This is a genomic window from Clostridium sp. DL-VIII (assembly GCF_000230835.1).
Taxonomy (GTDB): Bacteria; Bacillota; Clostridia; order Clostridiales; family Clostridiaceae; genus Clostridium.
In genome coordinates, this window is record NZ_CM001240.1 from 2,412,632 (window position 1) to 2,437,125 (window position 24,494).

The window sequence follows — 24,494 nt, forward strand, 5'->3', positions numbered from 1 at the left end:
TATATAACAAGTGGAATATGTTTTTATATATTTAAATTTGTCAGTAAAAGAGGAATATATTTTCATATTTAATACAATTTTGAGGTGAGATCAGATGAAGTTTAGAAGTACTAGAGGTTTAGAAAAAGACATACTATCTGCTAAAGCGATAATTAATGGAATTTCTAAAGATGGAGGATTATATGTTCCAGATGAATTTCCTAAGGTTTATGATGAGCTGAAACAGGATACACACATCAAATATGAAGAGTTAGCATTTAAAATTATCAATGAGTATTTCACTGACATTGATGATGCGGAATTAATAGGGGCGATTAATGATGCATATAATGATAGGTTTAGTGTAGAAGTGAAAAATAACTTTTTGGAATTGTATCATGGACCTACATGCGCATTTAAAGATGCAGCATTGTTATTTTTACCACAAATTATGAAAAGGGCTAAGAAAATTTGTGAGGTTAAAGAGGATATAACAATTCTTACTGCAACGTCAGGAGATACTGGAAAAGCTGCGCTTGAAGGGTTTAAGAATGTTGAAGACTTTAGAGTCGTAGTTTATTATCCTAAAAATGGAGTTAGTGCAATTCAAGAGAGACAAATGTCAAGTCAAGAAGGAAACAATGTTAAAGTTATCGGAATAAAGGGCAATTTCGATGATGCTCAGACTGGAGTTAAAGAAATATTTGGAGATGATGATTTTAGAGCAGGGCTAGCTCAAAAGGGATTCATTTTATCATCAGCAAACTCAATTAACATTGGAAGACTAGTACCTCAAATAGTGTATTATTTTTATGGATACTTTGATTTAGTAAATCAAGGAATAATAAAAAAAGATGATGCAATAAATGTAGTAGTTCCAACAGGAAATTTTGGTAATATCTTAGCAGGATACTACGCTAAGCAAATGGGGTTACCAATAGATAAATTTATTTGTGCATCAAATGAAAACAAAGTTTTAACAGATTTCTTTGAAACAGGAGTATATGATAAGAAAAGAGAACTTGTTTTAACGGAATCACCATCAATGGATATACTTGTTTCATCAAATCTAGAAAGATTATTATTTGAAGCAAGCGGAAGGGATACAGCAGTTGTCAGTGAATTAATGAAGGATTTAAATACAAAAGGTATTTATGAAGTAAATGAAAAAATAAAAACCTTTATAAAAGAGTTTTATGGAAATTTTGCAACAACTGAGGAAGTATATGCAGCAATAAAAGAAGTTTATGAAAAAGATAAGTATTTAATGGATACTCATACTGCTGTAGCATATGTTGTTAAAGAGAAGTATGTAAAAGAAACTAAGGATGACAAACCAGCTTTAATACTTTCAACGGCAAGTCCATTCAAATTTCCAAGAAGCATTTGTAATGCTCTTAATATTGATGTAGAAGGATTAAATGATTTTAAGGTATTAGAAGAATTATCAAAAGCAACTGATAATAAAGTGCCAGATAGCTTAAGTATTTTGGAAAATGCTAAGGTACTTCATGATGAAGTATGGGATAAGAATGAGATGAAAAATGCTCTACTTTCTTACTTAAATGCATAGGGGAATATGCATATGATAAAAGTGAGAATACCAGCTACATCAGCTAATATGGGACCTGGATTTGACTCTTTAGGAATAGCATTAAACTTATATAATGAGTTTGAATTCAAGGAATTGGAAGATGGTTTGAAGTTCAGTGGAATGCCAGAAGAATTTTGTAATGAAAGCAATATAATATATCAAGCAATGAAATATTGTTTTGATAAGGCGGGCTATAAAATAAAAGGACTTGAAATAAGTGAAATAAAACAAGATGTACCAGTATCTAGAGGTCTTGGGAGCAGTTCTACATGTATAGTTGGGGGACTAGTAGGAGCAAATGAGATCTTAGGGCGAAGGTTTTCAAGAGATGAATTATTACAGATGGCTGTAGAAATTGAAGGTCATCCAGATAATGTTGCACCAGCATTACTTGGTGGTATGGTGGTTGCAATAGTTGATGAAAATAAAACTTTTTATGATAAGGTAGATGTAAAAAAAGGGATTAAGTTTATTTCTATAATTCCAGATTTTAGATTATCCACATCAAAAGCAAGAAGTGTACTTCCTAAAGAAATAAGCTTGAAAGATGGGATTTATAATGTTTCAAGAGCTGCTCTTATGGTAGCAAGTTTCTCAAGTGGAAAATATGAATTAATTAAGTATGCATGTAAAGATGCCTTTCACCAAAATTACAGAAGCAAATTGATTTCTGGTTTTGAAGAGGTGTATAATAAGAGCTATGAATTAGGAGCATTGGGGTGCTACTTAAGTGGTGCAGGTCCGACAATCATGGCGATTATCGACGAAAAGGATGAGCGCTTTAGCAATAAGCTTAGGGAATTTTTAAAAATAAAAGGATTGGAATGGAATATATTAGAGTTATCTTTGGATAATGCGGGGGCAACCATTATAGAAGGTAGAAACTAATGAGTGGAGATTACTTAGTTATAGATAAACGGGTATTACCCGATGTTTATGAAAAAGTCTTATATGCTAAAAAACTTTTAAAAGACGGCAAAGTAAAAGAAATAACAGAAGCTGTAAAAATAGCAGGGATAAGTAGAAGTGTATATTATAAGTATAAGGATTTTGTATTTGATTTTGCAGAAACTTCAGAGGGGCGAAAAATCACTTATAATATCATTTTTAGAAATGAAAAAGGACTTTTATCTATTATTAGTAATTATATTTCAGAAAAAGGTGGAGATATCTTGACAATAAATCAAGGTATACCTCTTAATGGTTATGCTAATTTAAGTATAACAATAGATCTTTCAACTGTGGATTGTGACATAAAAACTTTAACAAATGGATTGCTTAATATTAAAAATGTAGAAAAAGTTGATTTTGTAGGTATGGAATAGAAATAGCGAGGTGGGGCCCTCGCTATTTTTTTTATATAAAATAGTAAATTAATAAATATTTATGAATACCTAAATCAATAACAAATAAAATAAATAATCATAATATACTATATAGAAATTGATAAAATACAAAGGAGAGAAAAAATGGAAAATAGAAATTATAGAAGATGCAGATGTAATAATTCAAATCCGTTTGGAGAGACAGCTGGAGAAAATGTTAATCGTAATTGCAGAAGGGACAACATTCTAGCAGGTACATTAGCAGATACGTACAATCAAGGATATAGAGAAGGCTATAATGATGGCTACAATGATGGATTTACAGGTGGGAGAGACCAGGGGGTTATTGAAGGGTATAGGCAAGGCGTAAAAGATGCTAATGCTAGAACAAGGCAGGCCGTTTTAAATCTTGCAGGCAGAAGAAGATGTTCTAGACGTTGTTGTTTCTAAATCAAATTTATTGATTTAAATGACAATTAGGTATATACGTTTTCTTAAAATAGTTATCTATAAAAAACACTTAATAGAATGTGTGTTTATACTTTTTTAGTCTACTTTAAATATTGAGTGAAGTAAACATGGGTATAGTACACTTTTGTTAGGTGTTTTTAATATATATGTTGCAATTGATTTTCTACAATTAACATTCAGATATTTACTTAGCGCCTAGATATCCTAAATGTAATTTTATTATTCAACATATATATAAATAATTTATTACAGTGAATAGAATAAGATTTTCTAATTAGACATATTGGTATAAATACTACATTAGAGTATAAACTAAATTTGTTAGACAGTAAAAGAATTGGATTATATTAATAAATTGTTGATGATCTTAGAAGGTAGGGATATTATTATGAGGCTGGTTAAAAGATTAATAAGTATTATTTTAATCGCTTTAACTGGTTGCATTCTAATAGAAAGTAATTTTGTTATAATATTAGCTGACAATAAAACAATTATTAAAGCAGCGGTGATAGTTTATGATACCAATGCTACTTATATGTCAGAAGTTATAAAAAATCTAAAAGACATTCAAGCACAAAATGCAGAAAAAGTTGAATTTACATTTTTTGATAGTAATAATAAACAAGCTAAAGAAAATGAAATTGTTAATACAATAGTTAAAAAGAAGGAATTTAATATTTTGTTTATTGCATTAGTTGATGTGAATTCAGCCTATGATGTAATTAATATTGCAAAAGAAAATAATATTCCGATAATATTATTTAATAGAGAGCCACCTAAAAAAAGTGCTATTCAATCTTATAATAAATCAATATTTGTTGGAACTGAATTAGAGCAGGCAGGAATATTTGAAGGTGAAATTCTAGTTAATGAATGGAATAAAAATAAAGTACATATAGATAGAAATAAAGACCAAACAATGCAATATATTATGTTAAATGGACCCAAAGATAATTTAGAAGCAATTGCAAGAGCGAAATATTCAGTATTAACTATAAAAAATAATGGAATAAAGGCTGTGGAGCTTGCATCAAGCTATTCTGATTGGAATGATAGAGAAGAAGCTAAAAGAATAACAGAATCATTTTTACTTAGGTATGGTGATAAAATAGAGGCTATAATTTCAACTAATGATAATATGGCAATAGGAGCAATACAAGAGCTGCAGGCAGCAGGTTATAACACAGGAATAAAGGAAAAAACAGTTCTAGTTGTAGGTGTTGATGCAATACCAGAAGCAAGGGAACTAGTTAATAAAGGAATAATGACTGGAACTGTTATTCAAGATGCATATGGAATGGCAGAGGCACTATATGTTACAGGAATGAACCTGGCATCCAACAAGAAACCACTTGATGGAACAAATTATAAATTTGACGATTCAAGAGTTGTAATTCGAATTCCATATAAAAAGTATAATCCAAGCTAAGAAGTGATTTGATAAATTATAATAAGATGAAACTAGAGAGATTAACATTTTATGGTATTTTTTATAATAAAAAGAATAAAAATGTATGTTAGCTCTTTTTTTACTGTAAGGATTAGTGTATAATTACATAAATAAAGTTGGCTCATATAATATGAGCTTTATTTTTTATTAGGCATTTTAAGGGGGGCTAAAATTGAATATCTTTAATACTTACAAAGGACTGCCTAAAAGTATATATGCACTATTTGCGGTACAGATAATTAATAGGTTTGGTGACTTTGTATTTCCTTTTTTATCTTTGTTGTTAACGCAAAAACTCGATTTTTCTTATTCCATGACAGGAATAATTGTAATGGTGACATCATTAGTTTCAATGCCTGCAGCAATTTTAGGTGGAAAATTTGCAGATCAGGTAAGCAGAAGAAAAACTTATTTTATGGGGCAAGGTGTTGCTGCTTTAGCTATTTTCTTGTGTGGGTTAATAAGAAATCCATTACTAATTGTTGTGCTAGTAATTATTTCAGCATTTTTTAATGGCTTTGTAAGGCCAACGCTTTCAGCAATAATAGCAGATGAATTAACTCCTGAAAAAAGACAGATTGGATCGTCATTAACTTATTTGGGAATAAATATAGGCGTTGCAGTAGGTCCTATAGTAGCAGGATTTTTATTTAATAATTATCTGTCTCTTCTTTTTATATTAGATGCTCTAACGTCTTTTTTAGCAATAATAATTTTTTATATTTACATTGATGAAACAAAGCCTAAAACAGGAGCTCAAGAAGAGAAAAATACGAATGAAAGAGAGGAGCATGGGAATTTAGTCCAGATACTATTAAAGAGGCCGAGGCTTACTTTTTTTATGATATTTAATATGTTCTATGCTTTTGCATATACTCAAATTTCATTTGCAGCACCAATGATGCTGAATAAAGTTTTTGGAGCTGAAGGAACTGAAAAATTCGGTTATTTAATGAGCATTAATGCTATTACTGTAATATTTTTAACAGTGATGATTATTTCAATAACTCAAAAATTCAAAACTCTTACAAATGTAATTTTTTCAGGAATTTTTTATGCTATAGGATTTGGGATGATAGGTATTATAGGAAGCTCTTTCCCTTTATATATAGTTTCAACTATACTTTGGACAATAGGTGAAATAATATCTTCAACTAATAATGGAGTATATATAGCTAATAATAGTCCTAAAAATTTTAGAGCAAGAATTAGTGCAGCCAGCAATTTAACTTACGCATTATCAACTGCATTAGGTACTTCTCTCGTTGGAAAATATATAGATTCTTATGGAATAAATAAAGTATGGTCATTAGTTTTTATTGTAGTTTGCATAGGAGTATGTCTTATGACAATATTACATATATATGATTCAAAAAATGAGAAAAATGAGGAATGTGAAAGAGATGCTGCTTGTTAAATTTTAATATATTTTTTGGGTGCTAAAATCAAGAATAAAATTCTATTTGCATGGTAAATATAAAAATATGTAAGGAGGATTAATTATGGTTAATAAGCGTAAAGTTACTCAAAAACAAATGGCTTCTTTAGGATTAAAGAAAACTGAAAATGGTGATTATGATTATATAAATCCAAATGACAAAACAAATTCAAAATATAAACCAGTAAGGAAAGAGCCTAAATAAAGGCTCTTTTTTATATGGAAGAAATCTAAGATATATGTAAAATAATAAAAAGGAAAATAAAAATGTAAATTCACAAGGCAATAAAAATTCATCCAAAGTAGAAGATAATAAAGGTAAGAACAAATAGTTAAGGCAATACCTATGTGGTAAATAGATAAGAGGATATATCAAGAAAGATATTAAGATAATATGCTTATAAAAAGATACTCTGTACTATATTAAAAAAAGATTTAAAATGTCTCGAGGATTAGGTTGTTATGTGTAACTTTCGAGACACTTTAAATTCAGCGAAAAAATGTATGTCAAATTATATAAATTGGTTGTAATAGATATTTGCATAAGGTTATAATTCTAGTGAAGGATGTGATACTATATGAAGAAAATAGTTTTAGGTGGAGGTTGCTTCTGGGGAGTAGAAAAACTCTTCTCAATGACACCAGGGGTAGTAGAAACAGAAGTAGGATATGCAAATGGAAAAACAGAAAATCCAACTTATGAAGAAGTATGCAAAGATGATACAGATTTTGTAGAAGTATGTTACATAACATATAATGAAAAAGCAGTTTCGTTAGATACTTTATTAGATAAGTTTTGGAGTGTTATTGATCCTACAACAGTAAATAAACAGGCAGGAGATGTTGGAACTCAATATAGAAGTGGAATCTACTACATTGATGATTCTGATATTGATATAATTAATAAAAGCAAAATGAAAATTCAAGAGAAATATAAAGAACCAGTTGTAACTGAAATTAAACCACTAGAAAAATATTATACAGCAGAAGAATATCATCAAGATTACTTAGAGAAAAATCCTACTGGATATTGTCATATTAAATTTAACTAATATGGAGCTGTCGCACTAAAGATTTTAATCCGCTAGTGCGACAGGTCCTTATTTTGTTTTGGAGAAAATTCTTTAGGTGATTTTGAAAATAGTTTTCTAAATGAGCGGAGAAAACATGAGTAATCATTAAAGCCGCATTGCATACAGACTTTGGTAATAGGTTCTCCAGTTGATATTAAATCTTTTGCCATTAATAATCTTTTTTGGTTTACGTAATTGTGGAGCGTATAGCCGGTTTCTTTCTTAAATTTATGCATAAGATAATATTTACTTATATAGAATATTTGAGATAAAGCTTCTGTAGACAAATTTTCAGCTAAATTATTATTTATATATTTTAAAATCTTCTCAATTTGTTTGTCATATTTAAGAGAATCTTCTTCAGTTATATACATATTACTCAAATGAACTCTATTTAAATATATAAGCAGTTGAATAAATAATGAGTTGCTTAAAAGTTTGCTGCCAAATTCATTTGAATTAAAAGAAGTCTTAAGAGATTCTATTATAAACTTTATATTATTCTGTAATTTGCTTTCAAGTCTAATGAGATTAAAGCTCTTTTCATTTGCTAATTTAAAACATGTCAAAAGGTCACAATTATCATAGTTATGATTTTTGATGAAATTGGAATCAGCCCAAATTATTATACGTTCATAAATTTCTGAAGGATCGATAATTGGCTTATGAACATCATTATTATTCACAAGCAAAATATCCCAAGGTTTCAAATTATAAGCTTTACCCTCAATCAAATAAGTCACTTTCCCAGATAAAAATATTATTATTTTATTAAAATCATGATAATGAAATTCAAATTCCTGATTTTTCTTATCTTTCAAATGAAACAATTGAAAATCTTTATTTAAATAACCTGATTTATTTTTGATATAATCATTATTCATAAATAAAATCCCCTTTGGTCATGAATGTAGTTAATTCTATGTAGCACTGCATTTAGAACACATACTATTTAATTATATGATAAAGCACTTTTTGCAACATATCAAGCAATATATACACTACTTACTGTGGAAATGTTGTATATAATGAGAATATAGCGAAATTAATAAAATGATTGGAGGAAGTAAAATGAAGCTATATGAGTTGTTAAAGGATATGAAATATGAGTTGATTAGTGGAAATGTTGATATAGATGTTGCTAATATAAGTTATGATTCCAGGAAGGTAATAGAGAGTTCGATGTTTGTATGCATAAAAGGGGCTAATGTAGATGGACATGATTATATAAAAGAGGCGATTAAGAAAGGCGCTTTAGCAATAGTGATTGATGAAGAATTAGAACTTAAAAGTAGAAATATAACACTGATAAAGGTTGAAAATTCAAAGATAGCGTTAGCAAGTTTAGCTAGTTCATTCTATAATAAGCCATCTAAAGAAATTAATTTAGTTGGAGTTACAGGAACTAATGGGAAAACTACAGTAATACATTATATTAAAGATATACTAGAAGCTAATAAAAAGAGAACGGCTATAATTGGAACTTTAGGGTATGAATTTGAAGAAAAAGAGGCAAATATAGAAAAAGTTAATCCGACGACACCTGAAGCATTAGAACTACAAGGATTATTTAGAGAATTTAAGAATAAAGGTGCGGAGAATGTTATCATGGAGGTAACATCTTCAGCTCTAGCAAAATATAGAGTGGAGAATTGTAATTTTAATGTTGGGGTATTTACAAATTTATCTCAAGACCACCTTGACGAACATGGCACAATGGAAAACTATAAAAATGAGAAAATAAAATTGTTTAAAAAATGCTCAATAGGAATTATAAATTTAGACGATAAAATCTCTGAAGAAACTATAAAAAAAGCTACGTGTAAAATTTTAACTTATGGAATAAATAAAGAGGCAGATATTAAAGCTACGGATATCAAGTATACAAATGATTCAGTTTTATTTAAAGTTAACTTTAAGGATGTAACGAAAGAAGTAGAAGTAAACATTCCAGGAAAAGTAACAGTCTATAACGTTTTGGCGGCTATAGGAGGGTGTATTGGCCTTGGAGTGAGTATTTCTGATATTGTAAAAGCAATGCCAAATATCAAATATGTTTCCGGAAGGCTTGAAATGATAAAAAACAGTGCGAATAAAAGCGTAATAGTAGATTATGCTCATACACCAGATGCCCTAGAGAGATTATTGATGATGGCAAGAGAGACTACACGGGGAAGAATTATAAGTATATTTGGTTGTGGAGGAGATAGAGATAAGTCCAAGAGAAAAGTAATGGGGATGGCAGCAGGAATATTATCTGATTACTGCATTATAACCTCAGATAATCCAAGAAGTGAAGAGCCCATGAGGATTATAGAAGATATTGAAGAAGGGATGCTTAGTATAAATTCAACTTATGAGAAGATTGTTGATAGAAGAAAAGCTATTGAAAGAGGATTAAAACTATTAAAAGATGAGGATTTATTGATAATTTCAGGAAAAGGACATGAAAATTATCAAATAATAGGAAAAGAGAGAATACATTTTGATGATAGAGAAGTAGTTAAAGAACTTTTAAGATAAGTAATTCTTATTGGAAGAGGTCATTTGATATAAGTGAGATGCTTATTTTGAAGTTAATAAGGATATTAAAGTAATGTTTGTTTAGATGAATTTTTTTAAGCTGTACTAGGAATATAGATATAGAAGACAAAGTATCGTATCCAATTTGTGCAGTTTATTTTTATATAAAAAATTAGTATGTCTATAATATTAGAGAATATAAAATTATAAAAAATAATGTTTTTGAATTATGATTTTAAGTTAATGTAGTATAATTTAGATAATAATAAAATTAATAGAGTTGCATGGAGGAATTGGCTGAATGAGAAAAGGTTTCAACATAGATGAGTTTTTAGGAAAATATCCTCAGACGAAAGAAATGATTTTAAAAAATAGTATTGATAGCGATAATTTGAAAGAAATCTATGAAGATTATATAGATTATAAGAATTCTTATGAAAACCAGGCAGGATTTATAGCAAATATTTTACGTTCGCAAAAAAATGTACATTCGGTTAAATCAAGAATTAAAGATCCAGAGAGATTGATAGAAAAGATAATAAGAAAAACTGAAGACAGAAAAAATAAATATGGGAATGATTTTGAATTTACAGTAGATAATTATAAGAACGAAATAAATGATTTAATTGGAATTAGAGTGATACATATATTTAAAGATCAATGGCAGGGAATACATGAATTTATTTTAAAAACATGGAAGGTTATCGAGATTACTGCTAATGTTAGAGAAGGTGATAATATTGAGGTTTTTGATGATCCAAACATTGAAGTAAGATCAAAAGCTTCTGGGTATCGTTCGGTTCACTATTTAGTAGAATTTTATCCAACCAATAAAAAAGTTATTGCAGAAATACAAGTTAGGACTATTTTTGAAGAAGGGTATGGAGAGATAGATCATAGGTTAAGATATTCGCATGATGAAATTCCAGAGATTCTTAAATCGAATTTATTGCTGTTTAATAGAATAGTAGGAAGTGCAGATGAAATGGCATCATTGATAAATAATATAAGCAAGGAATGGGGTGAAAAGGAAGTGAATTATAAGAAATTAATACAAGAGCAGGAAGCTGAAATAAATAGATTAAAAAGTAAAATGACATGGATAGATCTTGAAAATAATTCTTAAAATATAAATTTAAATGTAATACTAAAAAACAATAATAAATTTTCCATTAAAAAGTGTTTTTTTCAATAAAAAACATGTTTGATTTTGTCAAAATATGATATACTAATGGTAACCCTAATAAATATTCAATGATTACCCTTTAATAATTTTCTCTCTCTCTCGTAAAAGCAGTAAATAAGAAATCCTTATTTGCTGCTTTATTTAGGCACAATTAAAAAAAGTAAATTAATATTTTCTTTTGCATGTCTAAAAAAGACTATGCAGATAATATTTTTTTGTTATAATAAAACATGTATATTACATAGTAATTTTATAAGAAAAGTGCGAAAGTGATAAGTTATATTAAAATTAATAATAAGTTATCAGCGCATTTAAATTCTGGTGCAAATTGTATCCTTGAGATATTATTTTCTTTAATATGCTTAACTGGATAGTTTTTTATAATTAAGGATACAAATTTAAAGAGAAGGAGATTATCATGGAAGTTTATTTTGATAATAGTTCGACAACAAAGCCTACCGAGGATGTAATAGATGAAGTCGCTTTGGGTATGAAAGAGTTCTACGGGAACCCATCAGCTTTGCATAATATAGGTTTAAAAAGTGAAAGAAAACTTAAAGAATGTAGAGAGATACTAGCTAGGACTATAAATGCTAGTGAAAATGAAATATACTTTAATTCAGGTGGAAGTGAAGGGAATAATTTAGTTCTTAAGGGGAGTCTAAAAGATGGAGTACATTTTATAACAACACCTTTCGAGCATGCTTCCATATTAAACACCATTAAAAAATTTGAAGATAAGGATGTTAAAGTAACATTCTTGAAGATAAAAGAAAATGGCAAGATTGATTTAGAACATTTAAAAAATTCTATAACTAAGGAAACTGTGTTAATTTCAATAATGCATGTTAATAATGAAATTGGAGTGATTCAAGATTTAGAAGAGATAGGCCAAATAATAAAGGAAAATAGTAATAGGGCTAAGTTTCATGTTGATGCAGTCCAAAGTTATGGAAAACTCTTTATAGATGTGAAGAAGATGAACATAGATTTCTTAACAGTAAGTGCTCATAAATTTCATGGGCCAAAGGGTGTAGGATTTATATATATTAAAAAACCTAATGCGCTCATTCCGTTAATAGAAGGAGGAGCTCAGGAATTTGGATTGAGAGCAGGAACACAAAATGTACCTGGAATTATGGGGATGAGTTTGGCTTCAAAAAATGCAAACTATAATATGAAAGAAAATTATGAGAAAGTTTTAAAGATAAAGAAAAAATTTATCGATAAATTAAGAGAGATACCAGATATAAGAATTAATAGCTTATTAAATGAAGAGTTCTCGCCATATATTTTAAACGTATCTTTTGTAGGTGCAAGAGGGGAAGTGTTACTTCACTTTTTAGAGGAAGCAGGAATATACGTATCGACAGGTTCAGCTTGTTCATCTAAAGAAAGGGAAAAAAATGGTGGAAGCTATGTTTTGAAAGCATTAGGACTAAGTAAAGATGAAATATCTGGTGGAATTAGATTTTCTTTTTCTGATGATAACAATGAGGAAGAAGTTGATTATGTAATGGAAGTCTTAGAAAAAGGACTTAAATTTTTAAGGAGGATTAAGAAATAATGAAAGAACTTATATTAGTAAAATATGCCCCGGAAATATTTTTAAAGGGATTAAATAGAGGGAAATTTGAGAGGAAATTAAGAGATAATATAGGAAAGAAGCTTGAAGGAATAACAGCAGAATTTATTCATGATAGTGGAAGATATTTCATTAAAACTGATGAAATAGAAGAAAGTATAAAGAGGATAAGCAAGGTATTTGGTATACTTGAGGTATGTTTAGTTAGAGAAGTCGAGCTAGATTTCAATAGTATACAGGAAGTTGCTTTAGAAAAGGTTAAAGAAGCCAAAGGAAGTACCTTTAAGATTAATACTAATAGAGCTAATAAAAAGTTTGAGTTAAATTCTATGGAAGTTTCAAGAAAAGTTGGAGGCTATGTGCTTAACAATTATGAGGAAGAAATAAGTGTTGATGTTAAGAATCCTGAAATTTTGATTAATATTGAAATAAGAAATAATTATGCTTACATCTGGTCAAATGACGATATAACAAAAGCTGTTGCAGGTCTTCCTTATGGAATGAATGGCAGCACAATGCTCATGTTGTCTGGAGGGATTGATTCTCCAGTAGCTGGATACCTTATGGCAAAAAGAGGCGTAGAAGTAAGCTGTGTTTATTACCATAGCCATCCGTATACATCGGAGAGAGCCAAAGATAAGGTTAAAGATTTAGCTAAAATATTAGCTCAATATACAGAAAAGATAAATCTATATGTAGTTCCGTTTACAGATATACAAATGGAGATAATAAATAAATGTAGAGAAGATGAGCTTACTATTATAATGAGAAGGTTCATGATGAGAATAGCATGTGTTCTTGCAGAAAAGTATGGAATAAATTCGGTGAGTACAGGGGAAAGTATAGGTCAAGTAGCTAGTCAGACCATGGATGGACTTGTTGTGAGTGATGACTGTGCTGATAGGCCAGCATTTAGACCATTAATAGCTATGGATAAAACAGATATAATGGAAATAGCGAGAAAAATTGGTACATATGAAACTTCGATTCTTCCATACGAAGATTGTTGTACAATTTTTGTTCCAAAGCATCCAAAAACTAATCCTAAGCTTGATATGATAAGAAAAGAAGAAGAAAAATTAAATATAGATGAGTTAGTGGCTAATTCAATTGAAAATATTGAAGTTATAACATTTTAGTTTGAAATAAATACCTCAGGAATTTCCTGAGGTATTATTTATTATTAAAAAATAATAGGTATATAAATGTTATAACAAATTGAAAAAAAAGTATTTATATGATATAGTAAATGTATACAGTTTGTATGCTAAATGTAATGAATAAATTGTATTATTTATTAAAAAAATTAATAGAAATGGGGAATAAATCATGATAATAGTAAATTGCGCATTAAGACAAGATGATATTATAGGAATAGTAGAAGATATTGCTGTAGACAATGAAAAAGTTTTTAAATTTGTAAAAAAAGAAGGACTTAAATTATTCTTCGAAAGTACTCTTGGTGATGCTGAAAAAGCAGCTTCATTAGCAAAACAAACTATAAAAGGTACTGAGCTTGGTAAGGCATTATTCTTTAGTGTAAATGCACAATAAAAGGCTCATTTAAATTAGAAGAAAGAAAAATAGGGATGTAACTAGAACAAGTACATACCATTTATTAATAAAATAAAAAGCCTTAGCAGAGTCTATAATACTGCTAAGGCTTTTTTGTTATTTCAAGTTAGTTGCTTCTTTTTGAAAATTTATAAGCATCAATAGGGAATTAATTAAAGTTTCATATAAATAGTTAGTGGATTTAAGTTAATAATATAATTTATGACTATGTTATATAATAGTGAAATAGGGGATAAAAATCAACATAATAGCAAATAATAAATAAAAAGTTAAGAGTAAATCAAGGATAGCATTATGAATTAAATATATTTAATAATGAAAATATTATCTGAAAATTAAATAAAAAATATGAAGAAATATTTGAAAAATATGCTTAAAATCATTGACACATATTGTGAAATGAGATATCATAATTTTAACAACAATTTAGCACGCTAAAGTGATATAACGATAAAGAGAAATAAATAGCAATAAGTAAATGGCGGGGTGGAAAATGAGTAAGAGAAATATGATTCCGGAAGGAACAAGAGATTTAATATTAGATGAATGCACTATAAAAAGAAATTTAGAGAGGAATGTTGACGGTCTTTTTGAAAAGTGGGGATACAAAGAGGTTATAACACCAACATTAGAATTTTATGAGACCTTCAATTATAACTCTCAGTCATTAAGAGAAGAAGATATGTACAAGTTCTTTGATAATAGAGGAAGAATATTGGTACTACGACCAGACATGACGATTCCTATAGCTAGGGTAGTAGAAACTAAGTTGAAGGATGTAGGATTACCCATAAAACTTCGATATACTTCGAACGTGTTTAGAGTTCATGAGAGTCTTGGTGGAAAAAGAAATGAATATACAGATTGTGGTGTTGAATTCGTAGGATTAGAAGATAAAAAGTCTGATTTGGAAATTTTGGTATTAGCTTTAGAAGCTTTAAAGAAATTAGGCTTAAAGGATTTTAAATTAGAAATAGGAAACATTGGATTCTTTAATGGGGCATTTAGAAATTTAGAAATAGATCAAAAGTATAAAGAAATTATTGCACGGTTTATAGAAGATAAAAATCTAAAGAGTTTGGAAGAATATCTAGCAAATCTAGATATTAAAGATGAATATAAAAGATTCTTCAATAAGCTGCCATGGATGTTTGGAGATAAGCAGGTCCTTGAAGAAGCAAAGAAATTAGCATTTAATGAAGACATAAAGGAAAATTTGGAATATTTAGAGATGTTATATTTTGAACTTAATGAATTAGGATATGGAGAAAATATAACTTTTGATTTAGGAATGGTTCCGGGTTTAAATTATTATACTGGGATTATATTCAGAGGTTATGGTGAAGGGGTAGGAAATACACTTTTAAGAGGCGGAAGATATGATAACTTAATTAATATTTCTAAAAGTAGCATTCCAGCAGTGGGGTTTTCTATAGATATTAACTCTGTAATTCCAATAGTAAAGCTTAATAATAATTTGCTAAATAAAGATGAATATAAGATATATTATTGTGAAAGGGATACAATTGAAGCTATAAGAAAAAGTGAAGAACTTAGAAGTAAAGGATATATAGTTGATTTATTGCCAAAAGACGATATTAAAGAAATAAAAATAGTTAAAAGTGGGGAAATGTAAAATGAGCATAAGCATAGCATTGACAAAAGGAAGACTAGAGGAAGAAACAATTAAAATTTTAGATAAAGCTAACTTTGATCCTTCAGAATTAAAAAATAAAGGAAGAAAATTAGTATTTAGAGATAAAACACAAGATATAAAGTATTTTTTAGTAAAGGCTGCTGATTCAATAACATATGTAGAACATGGTGTAGCAGATCTTGGGGTTGTCGGCAAAGATACCATTTTAGAAAGTGATAATAACTGTTATGAAGTATTAGATTTAGGCTTTGGAAAATGCGGATTTATAGTAGCATCATTGCCAGAAAATGATATATTCAAGAAGGTTGGGCATATAAAGATTGGAAGTAAATATCCTAAGGTTGCCAAAAGTTATTTTAAGGAAAAAGGCATGGATGTCGAAGTTATAAAAATAGAGGGATCTGTAGAGCTTGCTCCAATTCTTGGTTTATGTGATGGTATAGTAGATATAATGGAAACAGGTACGACATTAAAAGAGAACGGATTAGTTGTCTTAGACAGAATTTGTGAAATAAGCGCTAGATTAATTGTTAACAAGGCTAGTTTTAAAATGAAGCAAAATGAAATTTGGGAATTCATAGATAAAATTAAAAAAGTTATTAATAATTGACAAAATTCATGAAATGTTGATAATTATAAGTATCATATTTTTAATAATTAACAAAAAAATATTAATAAAATTGCAATAATGATTTTACATTTAATGTTTTACTGTTAGAGAAAAGGGGGCTAGCTATTATATGTTAAGTTTGATAAAAATTACGGAAGATAATAAGAAGAGCTTGATAAGTGAACTTAAAGGCAGAATTACAGAAACAGAGCAAGATGTAATTTTATCGGTGACAAGTATTTTATCAAAGGTGAAAAAAGAAGGAGATAAAGCACTATTTGAATTTACTAAATCATTTGATAAAGTGGATCTTAAAAATTTAAAAGTGTCCGCTAAGGAATTGGATGAATGTTTTAGTAAAGTCGATGATGATTTTCTTAAGGCCTTAGAAGAAGCAAAGGCAAATATAGAAGAATATCATAAAAAACAAAAATCAAATGGTTTTTTACTAACTAAGGATAAAGGTGTTTATTTAGGACAAAGAGTTCTTCCACTTGAAAAAGTTGGAGTATATGTCCCAGGAGGAACAGCTGCATATCCATCTTCAGTACTAATGAATGTAATACCTGCAAAGGTTGCAGGTGTAAGTGAAATTATAATGGTGACTCCGCCGGACAAGGATGGCGGTATTAATCCATATATAGGAGTAGCAGCTAAGGTTGCTGGAATAGATAAAATATATAAAGTTGGAGGAGCACAAGCAGTTGGGGCTTTGGCTTATGGAACAGAAAGTATTGAGAAAGTTGATAAAATTGTGGGGCCTGGAAATTTATTTGTCGCTACTGCAAAAAAATTAGTATTTGGAGAAGTTGATATTGATATGATTGCAGGGCCTAGTGAAATTTTAGTCATTGCAGATGAAAAATCTGATCCTAGCTTTGTGGCAGCAGATTTAATGTCACAAGCAGAACATGATAAGTTGGCATCTGCTATATTAGTTACAACATCTAAAGAGTTATATGAAAAAGTTGAAGTTGAATTAGAAAAACAAGTTAGAACTCTTGAACGCGAAGATATAATAAGGACATCGCTTAATGATTTCGGGAATGCTATAATTTGTAAGGATATTGAGGAGTGTATTGATATTTCTAATGCAATTGCACCTGAGCACTTGGAAATTATGGTTGATGATCCTATGAGATATTTAGGTATGGTTAGAAATGCTGGATCTGTATTCTTAGGAAGATATTGTCCAGAACCCATAGGAGATTATTTTGGAGGAACAAATCATGTATTGCCTACAAGTGGAACAGCAAGATTCTTTTCACCTTTATCAGTTGATAGTTTTATAAAGAAATCATCGTTCATCTATTATTCAAAGGAAGCAATTAAGGAAAATGGAGAAAAAATCATAACATTGGCTAATAAAGAAGGTCTAACAGCTCATGCTAATTCTGTGAAAGTGAGATTGAACAATGGGAATTTATAATGAGTATATCAATGCTTATGATGAATATACCATAAATCTAGATAGTAATGAAATTTATCTAGAGATGAATGAAAATATATTAATGAAAATGAAATCTTGTTTAATCAATACAGAATTGCACAGATATCCTACAAATGAAATGAAAACTATAAAAGAGCTATATGCAAGATATGCAGATACACAGAGTAAAAATATTATTGTAGGAAATGGGTCAGATGAAATGATAGAGCTTGTAATAAGCAAGACGATTAAACAAGGAAAGAAAGCATTAACTTTAGGACCTGATTTTGTAATGTATGATTTTTTTGTATCAAGATTTGGCGGTGAACTCACAAAATATGATATAGGTAAAACTATGAAGTTTAATGTGGATGAATTTATTAAGATTGGAGAGCAAGAAGATATTGATTTAATTATTTTTTCAAATCCTAATAATCCTACGGGAATAGGTATTGGAATAGAAAATATAGTTTCTATATTAGAGGCATTTAAAGATAAAGTAGTTCTTATAGATGAGGCATATTATGAATTTCATGGGAAGACAATGATTCCGTATATAAATAAATATAAGAATTTAATTGTTACACGAACACTTTCAAAGGCATGGGGCCTTGCGTCATTAAGAGTTGGATTTTTAATTACTAATGAAGAAAGCATATGTGAGCTGTTAAACTATAAAGTTCCTTACACAATGAGTTCGTTTTCTCAAAATTTAGCTTCTATTGTTTTAAGGTATCCAGAAAATGTTGTTAATAATGCAAAGCAAATAATTGAACAAAGAGAAGAATTATATAAAAACCTTAAAAAAGTTCAAAAAAATGCAGCGATGAATATACAGTTTTACCCGTCAAAAGGTAATTATATATATGGAAAAACACCGCATAAGGATGCTCTTATAAAAGGACTTGAAGATAATGGTGTTATTATTAGAGATTTTAGAGATGATACCTTTAGAATTACTGTAGGATCTCCTATGCAGAATAGAAAAGTAGTGGATGCCATTAAAAAAATTTTCTTATACTAATTATGATAAGAAAAGCAAAAAAGCATAGTATCAAGGGGGCTGATATTTTGGAAAGATACTCAAAAAAAGAAAGAACAACAAATGAAACTAGTATTAAGTTAGAAGTTAATTTAGATGGAAGCGGAAATAGCGAAATAAATACAGGAATAGGCTTTTTTGATCATATGTTAACCTTGTTTTCATTTCATGGAAAAATAGATTTGAAAATATTGGCTAAGGGAGACCTGGAAATATGTGATCATCATACAATAGAGGATATTGGAATAACTCTTGGAGGGGCATTTAAAGAAGCTTTAGGAAATAAAGAAAATATAAATAGATATGGAACATTTTATGTACCAATGGATGAGACTTTGGCATTAGTATCATTAGATATAAGTAATAGACCGTTTCTGGTTTTTGATTGTGATTTTAAAAGGGAAATGGTTGGTGAAATGGCTACTGAAATGGTAATTGAGTTTTTTAGAGCTTTTGCATTTAATGCAGGAATAACACTTCATTTGAAGGTTTTATATGGAGAGAATGATCATCATAAAATAGAAGCGTTATTTAAAGCTTTTGGAAGGGCAATTAAAGAAGCTAAATTCAGAAGTGATGCAAATGGAATACCATCAACAAAAGGAAGCATTTAAATCAGTTTGTAGTTGACTGCTAACTGAATAAGGGGGGATTTAATGATAGTTATAATAGATTATGGGATGGGAAATTTAAAAAGTGTTAAAAATGCACTTGATTTTCTTGAACTTCAGAGTAAAATTTCAGCTAGTGCTGAAGAAATAAAAAAAGCGGATGCATTGATATTACCAGGGGTTGGTGCCTTCCCTGATGCAATGGAAACAATTGAAAGATTATCATTAGATAAAGTAATAAAAGAAGAGGTAAGTAATAATAAGCCGCTTCTTGGAATCTGCCTTGGTATGCAGTTATTATTTGAAAAAGGCTTTGAAGGGATCGAAAAAAAGGGTCTTGGATTATTAAAAGGCAGTATAATAAAAATGAAGGAAGATAAAGAAAACAATATTAAAATTCCTCATATAGGTTGGAACAATCTAATATATAATCAAAAAGATGTATTATTTGATTCAATTGATGAAGGCGAATTTGTTTATTATGTTCATTCATATTTTGCTCAAAATTATAATGATGATGATTTAATAGCTTACAGCCAATATGGAGAAAATAAAATTCCAGGAGTAGTTAGACATAATAATATCATGGGGGCTCAATTTCACCCTGAAAAAAGTGGAACTGTAGGCTTGAAGATTTTGAAAAATTTTGGGGAGATGATTAAATGATAATTTTACCTGCTATAGATATAATTGATGGGAAGCCAGTTAGGTTATATCAAGGGGATTATGATAGAAAAGAAATAGTTGCAGATGATATATTTGAAACAGCTAAATCTTTTGAAGATATGGGAGCAGAATATATACATCTTGTTGATTTGGATGGAGCAAAAAGTGGAAATAATCAAAATCATGAACTTGTAATAAAAATTGCTAATATGCTAGAAATTCCTGTAGAACTTGGTGGTGGGATACGTTCTTTTAATACTATAAAGTATTTGCTAGATAATGGAGTATCTAGAGTAATTCTTGGAACAATAGCACTTGAGGATGAAGAACTATTGAAGGAAGCAGTAAAAGTGTATGATGAAAAGATTGCAGTGGGAATAGATTGTAAGGATGGGAAAGTATATGGTAGAGGCTGGCTTTCAGGAAGTAATTTAGATTATGTCGATTTTGCAAAGAATATGGAAAAATTTGGTGTTAAAAATATAATTGTAACGGATATAACTAAGGATGGAACCTTGGAAGGACCTAATCTAGAGATGCTTAAAAAATTGAAGGAAACAGTTAATATTAATATTACTGCCTCAGGTGGAATTAGAGATATAAATAATATAAAAGATTTAATGGACATAAATTTATATGGTGCAATAACAGGTAAAGCAATATATGCAAAAACACTATCATTAAAAGAAGCAATAAAAGTCTCAAAAAATAATATAAACAAATAATTGAAAGACTATAATTTTTAGAATCTAGTTAAATAATAAAGATATATAAGTAGCTAATTGATAAAAGCGCAATTGGTAGAGCAATAAAATAGGCATTAGGTATTATGCAAGTATTTTAATATTACTGCAAATTGTAACTTGCAAATAACTGTAAATTGTAAACTGATTAAGGGGGGGCTTAAGGGATGCATACAAAAAGAATAATTCCTTGTCTAGATGTCAAAGAAGGAAGAGTTGTTAAAGGAATTAATTTTGAGGGATTAACAGATGTGGGCGATCCTGTTGTGCTAGCAGAACATTATAATAATCAAGGAGCAGATGAATTGGTTTTCTTAGATATAACTGCTACTCATGAAAAACGCGGAATAATGGAAAGAGTTGTCCAACGTGTAGCTGAAAAAATTTTTATTCCTTTCACAGTTGGCGGTGGACTAAAAACATTGGAAGACATAAGGACAATATTAAGAGCTGGCGCAGATAAAGTAAGTTTGAACTCAGCAGCTGTAAGGGATAAGAAACTTATAAAAGAGGGAGCTTTTTATTTTGGAAATCAGTGCATAGTGTTAGCAGCAGATGCTAAAAAGAGAGTAGATAATACCGGTTGGAATGTTGTAATAAACGGAGGTAGAATTGATACGGGATTAGATTTATTAAAATGGATTGAAGAAGCTACCTCTCTTGGGGCTGGAGAAATTCTTTTAACATCTATGGATGCAGATGGAACAAAAAAAGGTTTTGATTTAGAATTGACAAAAGCAATAAGTAATGTAACTAACGTTCCGGTAATTGCATCAGGTGGATGTGGATGTTTAGAAGATTTTTATGATGTATTCAAAGATAATATAGCAGATGCAGCTCTTGCAGCTTCACTTTTTCACTATGGGGAATTAACGGTTAATGAAGTAAAAAACTATCTGTATAATAAAAAAATTCCTGTACGTTTGTAATTATATTATGAAGGATAAATTACATTTAAGTTTGGAAGGAGAACTTTAGATGGAAGTTTGTAAAAGAGTAGAACAAGTTGATTTTGAGAAGGGAAATGGATTAATTCCAGCTATAATACAAGATCATATAACTAAGGAAGTTTTAATGCTTGCATATATGTCAGCAGAAAGTTTAGGTAAAACATTAGAAGAAAATACTACTTGGTTTTATAGCAGAAGTAGAAAGGAACTTTGGAACAAAGGAGCAACTTCAGGACATTTTCAACATGTACAAGAAATAAAAATAGATTGTGATAATGATACTCTTTTAATACTTGTAGATCAAATTGGAGCTGCATGTCACACAGGAAATAAGAGTTGTTTTTATAGAGATTTATAATGAGTTAAAAATTAGAGGAATAATAAACTAGAAAACATCCTTTTAAGTGATTTAAAATAATATTGAATTTTGAAATTATAGATATATTGAAATTTTATTTGGTATCAGGGATTATTAAGGAAAGTCTTTGATTTTTAGGAATAGTTATGAATTTTTGATTGTAAACTTATTTGGATTAAAGTTTGGAGGATAAAGGATGAATGAGAATATTAAAGCTTTATATGATGTGATTTTGGAAAGAAAAATTAATGGTGGAGAAGGTTCCTATACAAATTATCTTTTTGAAAAGGGAATAAATAAAATATTAAAAAAAGTTGGAGAAGAATGTACAGAAGTTATAATAAGTTGCAAGGATGATAATAAGCAAGAACAAATAAATGAAATTTGCGATCTTACGTATCATTTATTAGTATTAATGGCTCAAGTGGGTATTTCGGTAGAGGAAATATCAGAGGAACTAGAAAAAAGAAAAAGCAAAATAAATAATTTTAAAGGGGAAAGAAAGCCTATAACAGATGTTTAATGTGAGTTTAAGGTGTTCGAATATTATGAAAAAGGATTGCTTTTTAAGTAATTCTTTTTTATTCTTTTAGAAATAATTGAAAGGAAATTCCAGGTAGATGTTTAATTTATGAAATTGAAATGGGTAAAAAAAGAAAACCTGCATGCTCAAAGTACAGGTTTTCACATGTTCATTTGAGAAAGGGTATAAATGAACACGTCAGTGTGGGTTTATAAAACTTTATAGCTATGTACTATAAAGTGTATGGGCAAATTAATATCTCTTAACTTTATTATACAATAAACAAATAAAAAAACAATAATTTTTTATTTTACGACAATTAAAAATAAGGCGAATTTGATGTGAAAAAGTGGAAAAATATAGATTTTAGGGAAGATTATAGAATCAAAGAAATATCAATACATAGGAAGTAATTATTTATGAATATATTTAATTAAAAATTAAATGAATGAATTGATTTTATGATGAATTTTTAGTAAAACATATGTATATGATAAAATAGATATATACTATAAGTAGTTGCACATATGACTTGAAACATATTCATAAAAATAAAATTAGCATAGGAGAAAAATATGATTAAGATTGGCAAGGAAGATTTATTAAAAAATACTATAGATTATGAAGAATATTCGGAAAATATTTATAAGCTCACAGTAGAGGAACTAAGAAAAGAGGGATTACTGCAATGTGGAGGATGTTGTCAGAATAAAAATGGAGAAAAAGATAAATGCAATGGATGTAAAAAGAAAGATGGTTGCAAAAAATAATTACGTATAAGTAAAATTTATTTAGATACAAAAAAATGAAATATATTGTAGATTTAAGGAAAGGAATAATATATAATAAATTTGTTTATTATTAATACTTAAAAAGATTTGGAGGGGGCCATCTTTGGGAAAGCCAAGTATTTTCAGTAGAGAATATGAAAAGAGAATGAAAAGAAGAAGAAGAAATATAATTGTGATTTCTTTAGTTATATTATTAGTGATGTTTTCAATATCAGTTAAATTTATTACAAATCCTATAGATTATGCAAATATTAAGGAGAATATACAGGCATGGATCGATAGTGATGATACTAGTAGTGCGAATCAAACTCAAGTAAAGGAAGAGACAAGTAATAAAAATACTAAAGAGGAAGTAAATGACGAGCCACAAAAAGCTGCAGAAGAATCAATGGATATTCAATTGGTTAGTGGAAATGTTGCAAAAGCAATTTATATAAATGATGAAAGCAGTGGAAAAACATTTAAGAGCTTAAATAATGCTGATAATGGTGTAAGCTTTGATATTAGCGCATCAGGAAAGCAGATGATAGTAACCGATACTAATTCAGTAATTACACTCTATAATGTCGATGGAAGTTCAAAAGTAATATCTAAAGAGCAGTATGTATCCACTAAGGGAAGCGTTTTTACTAAGGAAGCAACAATGCAAGCACAGCCTGAATATTTATGGAATGCTAACCCGAAATTTATTAGTGAAGACAAAATAATTTTTATAAGTAATAGGCCTTATTTTGGAGCTAGTGCTGAAAATAAATATTTATGGGTAACTGATATTCAAACTGGAGAAGATAAAACCTTATGGGATTTAGCAGGTAGAGATATAGAAATTGGTGAAAAAGAAGAAAAGGGAATAAAAGTTACAATTGATGGTAAGATATATTATATAGATGCAGATGGAAATTATATTCAATAGAG

Annotated in this window: 26 protein-coding genes; 25 read left to right on the forward strand and 1 reads right to left on the reverse strand. The window is 29.1% G+C overall.

What is annotated here, in order from left to right; genetic code table 11:
• Positions 1 to 94 precede the first annotated feature (94 nt).
• The 8 genes from thrC to msrA all read left to right on the forward strand — a co-directional run bounded on the left by thrC (position 95) and on the right by msrA (position 7,309).
• Entirely contained in the window at positions 95 to 1,552 is a 1,458-nt protein-coding gene (gene thrC / locus CDLVIII_RS11025; RefSeq protein WP_009169534.1) for a threonine synthase, read from the forward strand.
• Positions 1,553 to 1,564: 12 nt separating this feature from the next.
• On the forward strand, positions 1,565 to 2,461 hold the full coding sequence (gene thrB / locus CDLVIII_RS11030; protein WP_035301736.1) for a homoserine kinase: 897 nt from the start codon (positions 1,565 to 1,567) through the stop codon (positions 2,459 to 2,461).
• Positions 2,461 to 2,898 (forward strand): ACT domain-containing protein, encoded by a 438-nt coding sequence (locus tag CDLVIII_RS11035; RefSeq protein WP_009169536.1) that lies wholly within the window; start codon positions 2,461 to 2,463, stop codon positions 2,896 to 2,898. Before thrB ends, CDLVIII_RS11035 begins: the two co-directional genes overlap by 1 nt.
• A 144-nt stretch (positions 2,899 to 3,042) precedes the next feature.
• Positions 3,043 to 3,348, forward strand: a complete 306-nt coding sequence (locus CDLVIII_RS11040; protein ID WP_009169537.1) for a hypothetical protein — start codon at positions 3,043 to 3,045, stop codon at positions 3,346 to 3,348.
• A gap of 409 nt (positions 3,349 to 3,757) precedes the next feature.
• Positions 3,758 to 4,798, forward strand: a complete 1,041-nt coding sequence (locus CDLVIII_RS11045) for a galactose ABC transporter substrate-binding protein (protein WP_009169538.1) — start codon at positions 3,758 to 3,760, stop codon at positions 4,796 to 4,798.
• Positions 4,799 to 4,991: 193 nt separating this feature from the next.
• On the forward strand, positions 4,992 to 6,236 hold the full coding sequence (locus tag CDLVIII_RS11050) for an MFS transporter (RefSeq protein WP_009169539.1): 1,245 nt from the start codon (positions 4,992 to 4,994) through the stop codon (positions 6,234 to 6,236).
• Positions 6,237 to 6,321: 85 nt separating this feature from the next.
• On the forward strand, positions 6,322 to 6,462 hold the full coding sequence (locus CDLVIII_RS31225; protein ID WP_009169540.1) for a hypothetical protein: 141 nt from the start codon (positions 6,322 to 6,324) through the stop codon (positions 6,460 to 6,462).
• A 373-nt stretch (positions 6,463 to 6,835) separates the two neighbouring features.
• Complete coding sequence (gene msrA, locus CDLVIII_RS11055) at positions 6,836 to 7,309, forward strand: peptide-methionine (S)-S-oxide reductase MsrA (RefSeq protein WP_009169541.1); 474 nt, start codon at positions 6,836 to 6,838, stop codon at positions 7,307 to 7,309.
• A 32-nt stretch (positions 7,310 to 7,341) separates the two neighbouring features.
• On the opposite strand, the gene CDLVIII_RS11060 is transcribed toward msrA, so the two are convergent.
• Positions 7,342 to 8,214 carry an AraC family transcriptional regulator gene (locus tag CDLVIII_RS11060; protein WP_009169542.1) on the reverse strand — a complete coding sequence of 291 codons (873 nt, stop codon included), beginning with the start codon at positions 8,212 to 8,214 and terminating at the stop codon, positions 7,342 to 7,344.
• Positions 8,215 to 8,401: 187 nt separating this feature from the next.
• Here CDLVIII_RS11060 and CDLVIII_RS11065 point away from each other — a divergent pair, with 187 nt between their 5' ends.
• The 17 genes from CDLVIII_RS11065 to CDLVIII_RS11145 all read left to right on the forward strand — a co-directional run bounded on the left by CDLVIII_RS11065 (position 8,402) and on the right by CDLVIII_RS11145 (position 24,492).
• The gene (locus CDLVIII_RS11065) at positions 8,402 to 9,853 is read left to right on the forward strand and encodes a UDP-N-acetylmuramoyl-L-alanyl-D-glutamate--2,6-diaminopimelate ligase (protein WP_009169543.1); all 1,452 of its coding nucleotides are present in this window, start codon (positions 8,402 to 8,404) and stop codon (positions 9,851 to 9,853) included.
• 301 nt (positions 9,854 to 10,154) lie between these two features.
• The gene (locus CDLVIII_RS11070) at positions 10,155 to 10,979 is read left to right on the forward strand and encodes a RelA/SpoT domain-containing protein (protein WP_009169544.1); all 825 of its coding nucleotides are present in this window, start codon (positions 10,155 to 10,157) and stop codon (positions 10,977 to 10,979) included.
• Positions 10,980 to 11,457: 478 nt separating this feature from the next.
• Positions 11,458 to 12,606, forward strand: coding sequence for a cysteine desulfurase family protein (locus CDLVIII_RS11075; protein WP_009169545.1), 1,149 nt, complete (start codon positions 11,458 to 11,460; stop codon positions 12,604 to 12,606).
• Positions 12,606 to 13,763 carry a tRNA uracil 4-sulfurtransferase ThiI gene (gene thiI, locus CDLVIII_RS11080; RefSeq protein ID WP_009169546.1) on the forward strand — a complete coding sequence of 386 codons (1,158 nt, stop codon included), beginning with the start codon at positions 12,606 to 12,608 and terminating at the stop codon, positions 13,761 to 13,763. Before CDLVIII_RS11075 ends, thiI begins: the two co-directional genes overlap by 1 nt.
• A gap of 190 nt (positions 13,764 to 13,953) precedes the next feature.
• Complete coding sequence (locus CDLVIII_RS11085) at positions 13,954 to 14,178, forward strand: hypothetical protein (RefSeq protein ID WP_009169547.1); 225 nt, start codon at positions 13,954 to 13,956, stop codon at positions 14,176 to 14,178.
• 514 nt (positions 14,179 to 14,692) lie between these two features.
• Positions 14,693 to 15,835 (forward strand): ATP phosphoribosyltransferase regulatory subunit, encoded by a 1,143-nt coding sequence (gene hisZ, locus CDLVIII_RS11090; RefSeq protein WP_009169548.1) that lies wholly within the window; start codon positions 14,693 to 14,695, stop codon positions 15,833 to 15,835.
• A gap of 1 nt (position 15,836) precedes the next feature.
• Positions 15,837 to 16,466, forward strand: coding sequence for an ATP phosphoribosyltransferase (hisG, locus tag CDLVIII_RS11095; RefSeq protein ID WP_009169549.1), 630 nt, complete (start codon positions 15,837 to 15,839; stop codon positions 16,464 to 16,466).
• 130 nt (positions 16,467 to 16,596) lie between these two features.
• Positions 16,597 to 17,895 (forward strand): histidinol dehydrogenase, encoded by a 1,299-nt coding sequence (gene hisD, locus CDLVIII_RS11100; RefSeq protein ID WP_009169550.1) that lies wholly within the window; start codon positions 16,597 to 16,599, stop codon positions 17,893 to 17,895.
• Entirely contained in the window at positions 17,882 to 18,919 is a 1,038-nt protein-coding gene (locus tag CDLVIII_RS11105; protein ID WP_009169551.1) for an aminotransferase class I/II-fold pyridoxal phosphate-dependent enzyme, read from the forward strand. Before hisD ends, CDLVIII_RS11105 begins: the two co-directional genes overlap by 14 nt.
• Positions 18,920 to 18,963: 44 nt before the next feature.
• Positions 18,964 to 19,551, forward strand: coding sequence for an imidazoleglycerol-phosphate dehydratase HisB (hisB, locus tag CDLVIII_RS11110; RefSeq protein ID WP_035302223.1), 588 nt, complete (start codon positions 18,964 to 18,966; stop codon positions 19,549 to 19,551).
• Between the two features lie 42 nt (positions 19,552 to 19,593).
• Positions 19,594 to 20,214, forward strand: coding sequence for an imidazole glycerol phosphate synthase subunit HisH (hisH, locus tag CDLVIII_RS11115; protein ID WP_009169553.1), 621 nt, complete (start codon positions 19,594 to 19,596; stop codon positions 20,212 to 20,214).
• On the forward strand, positions 20,211 to 20,939 hold the full coding sequence (gene hisA / locus CDLVIII_RS11120; protein ID WP_009169554.1) for a 1-(5-phosphoribosyl)-5-[(5-phosphoribosylamino)methylideneamino]imidazole-4-carboxamide isomerase: 729 nt from the start codon (positions 20,211 to 20,213) through the stop codon (positions 20,937 to 20,939). The genes hisH and hisA overlap by 4 nt, the downstream gene beginning before the upstream one ends.
• 185 nt (positions 20,940 to 21,124) lie before the next feature.
• Positions 21,125 to 21,886, forward strand: a complete 762-nt coding sequence (gene hisF, locus CDLVIII_RS11125) for an imidazole glycerol phosphate synthase subunit HisF (RefSeq protein ID WP_009169555.1) — start codon at positions 21,125 to 21,127, stop codon at positions 21,884 to 21,886.
• A gap of 49 nt (positions 21,887 to 21,935) precedes the next feature.
• Positions 21,936 to 22,265 (forward strand): phosphoribosyl-AMP cyclohydrolase, encoded by a 330-nt coding sequence (gene hisI / locus CDLVIII_RS11130; RefSeq protein ID WP_009169556.1) that lies wholly within the window; start codon positions 21,936 to 21,938, stop codon positions 22,263 to 22,265.
• Positions 22,266 to 22,461: 196 nt separating this feature from the next.
• Entirely contained in the window at positions 22,462 to 22,788 is a 327-nt protein-coding gene (hisE, locus tag CDLVIII_RS11135; protein WP_009169557.1) for a phosphoribosyl-ATP diphosphatase, read from the forward strand.
• A 575-nt stretch (positions 22,789 to 23,363) separates the two neighbouring features.
• Positions 23,364 to 23,558, forward strand: coding sequence for a hypothetical protein (locus CDLVIII_RS11140; RefSeq protein ID WP_009169558.1), 195 nt, complete (start codon positions 23,364 to 23,366; stop codon positions 23,556 to 23,558).
• A 124-nt stretch (positions 23,559 to 23,682) separates the two neighbouring features.
• Positions 23,683 to 24,492: a hypothetical protein gene (locus CDLVIII_RS11145; RefSeq protein WP_009169559.1), complete on the forward strand. Its 810-nt coding sequence runs from the start codon at positions 23,683 to 23,685 to the stop codon at positions 24,490 to 24,492.
• Positions 24,493 to 24,494: the final 2 nt, after the last annotated feature.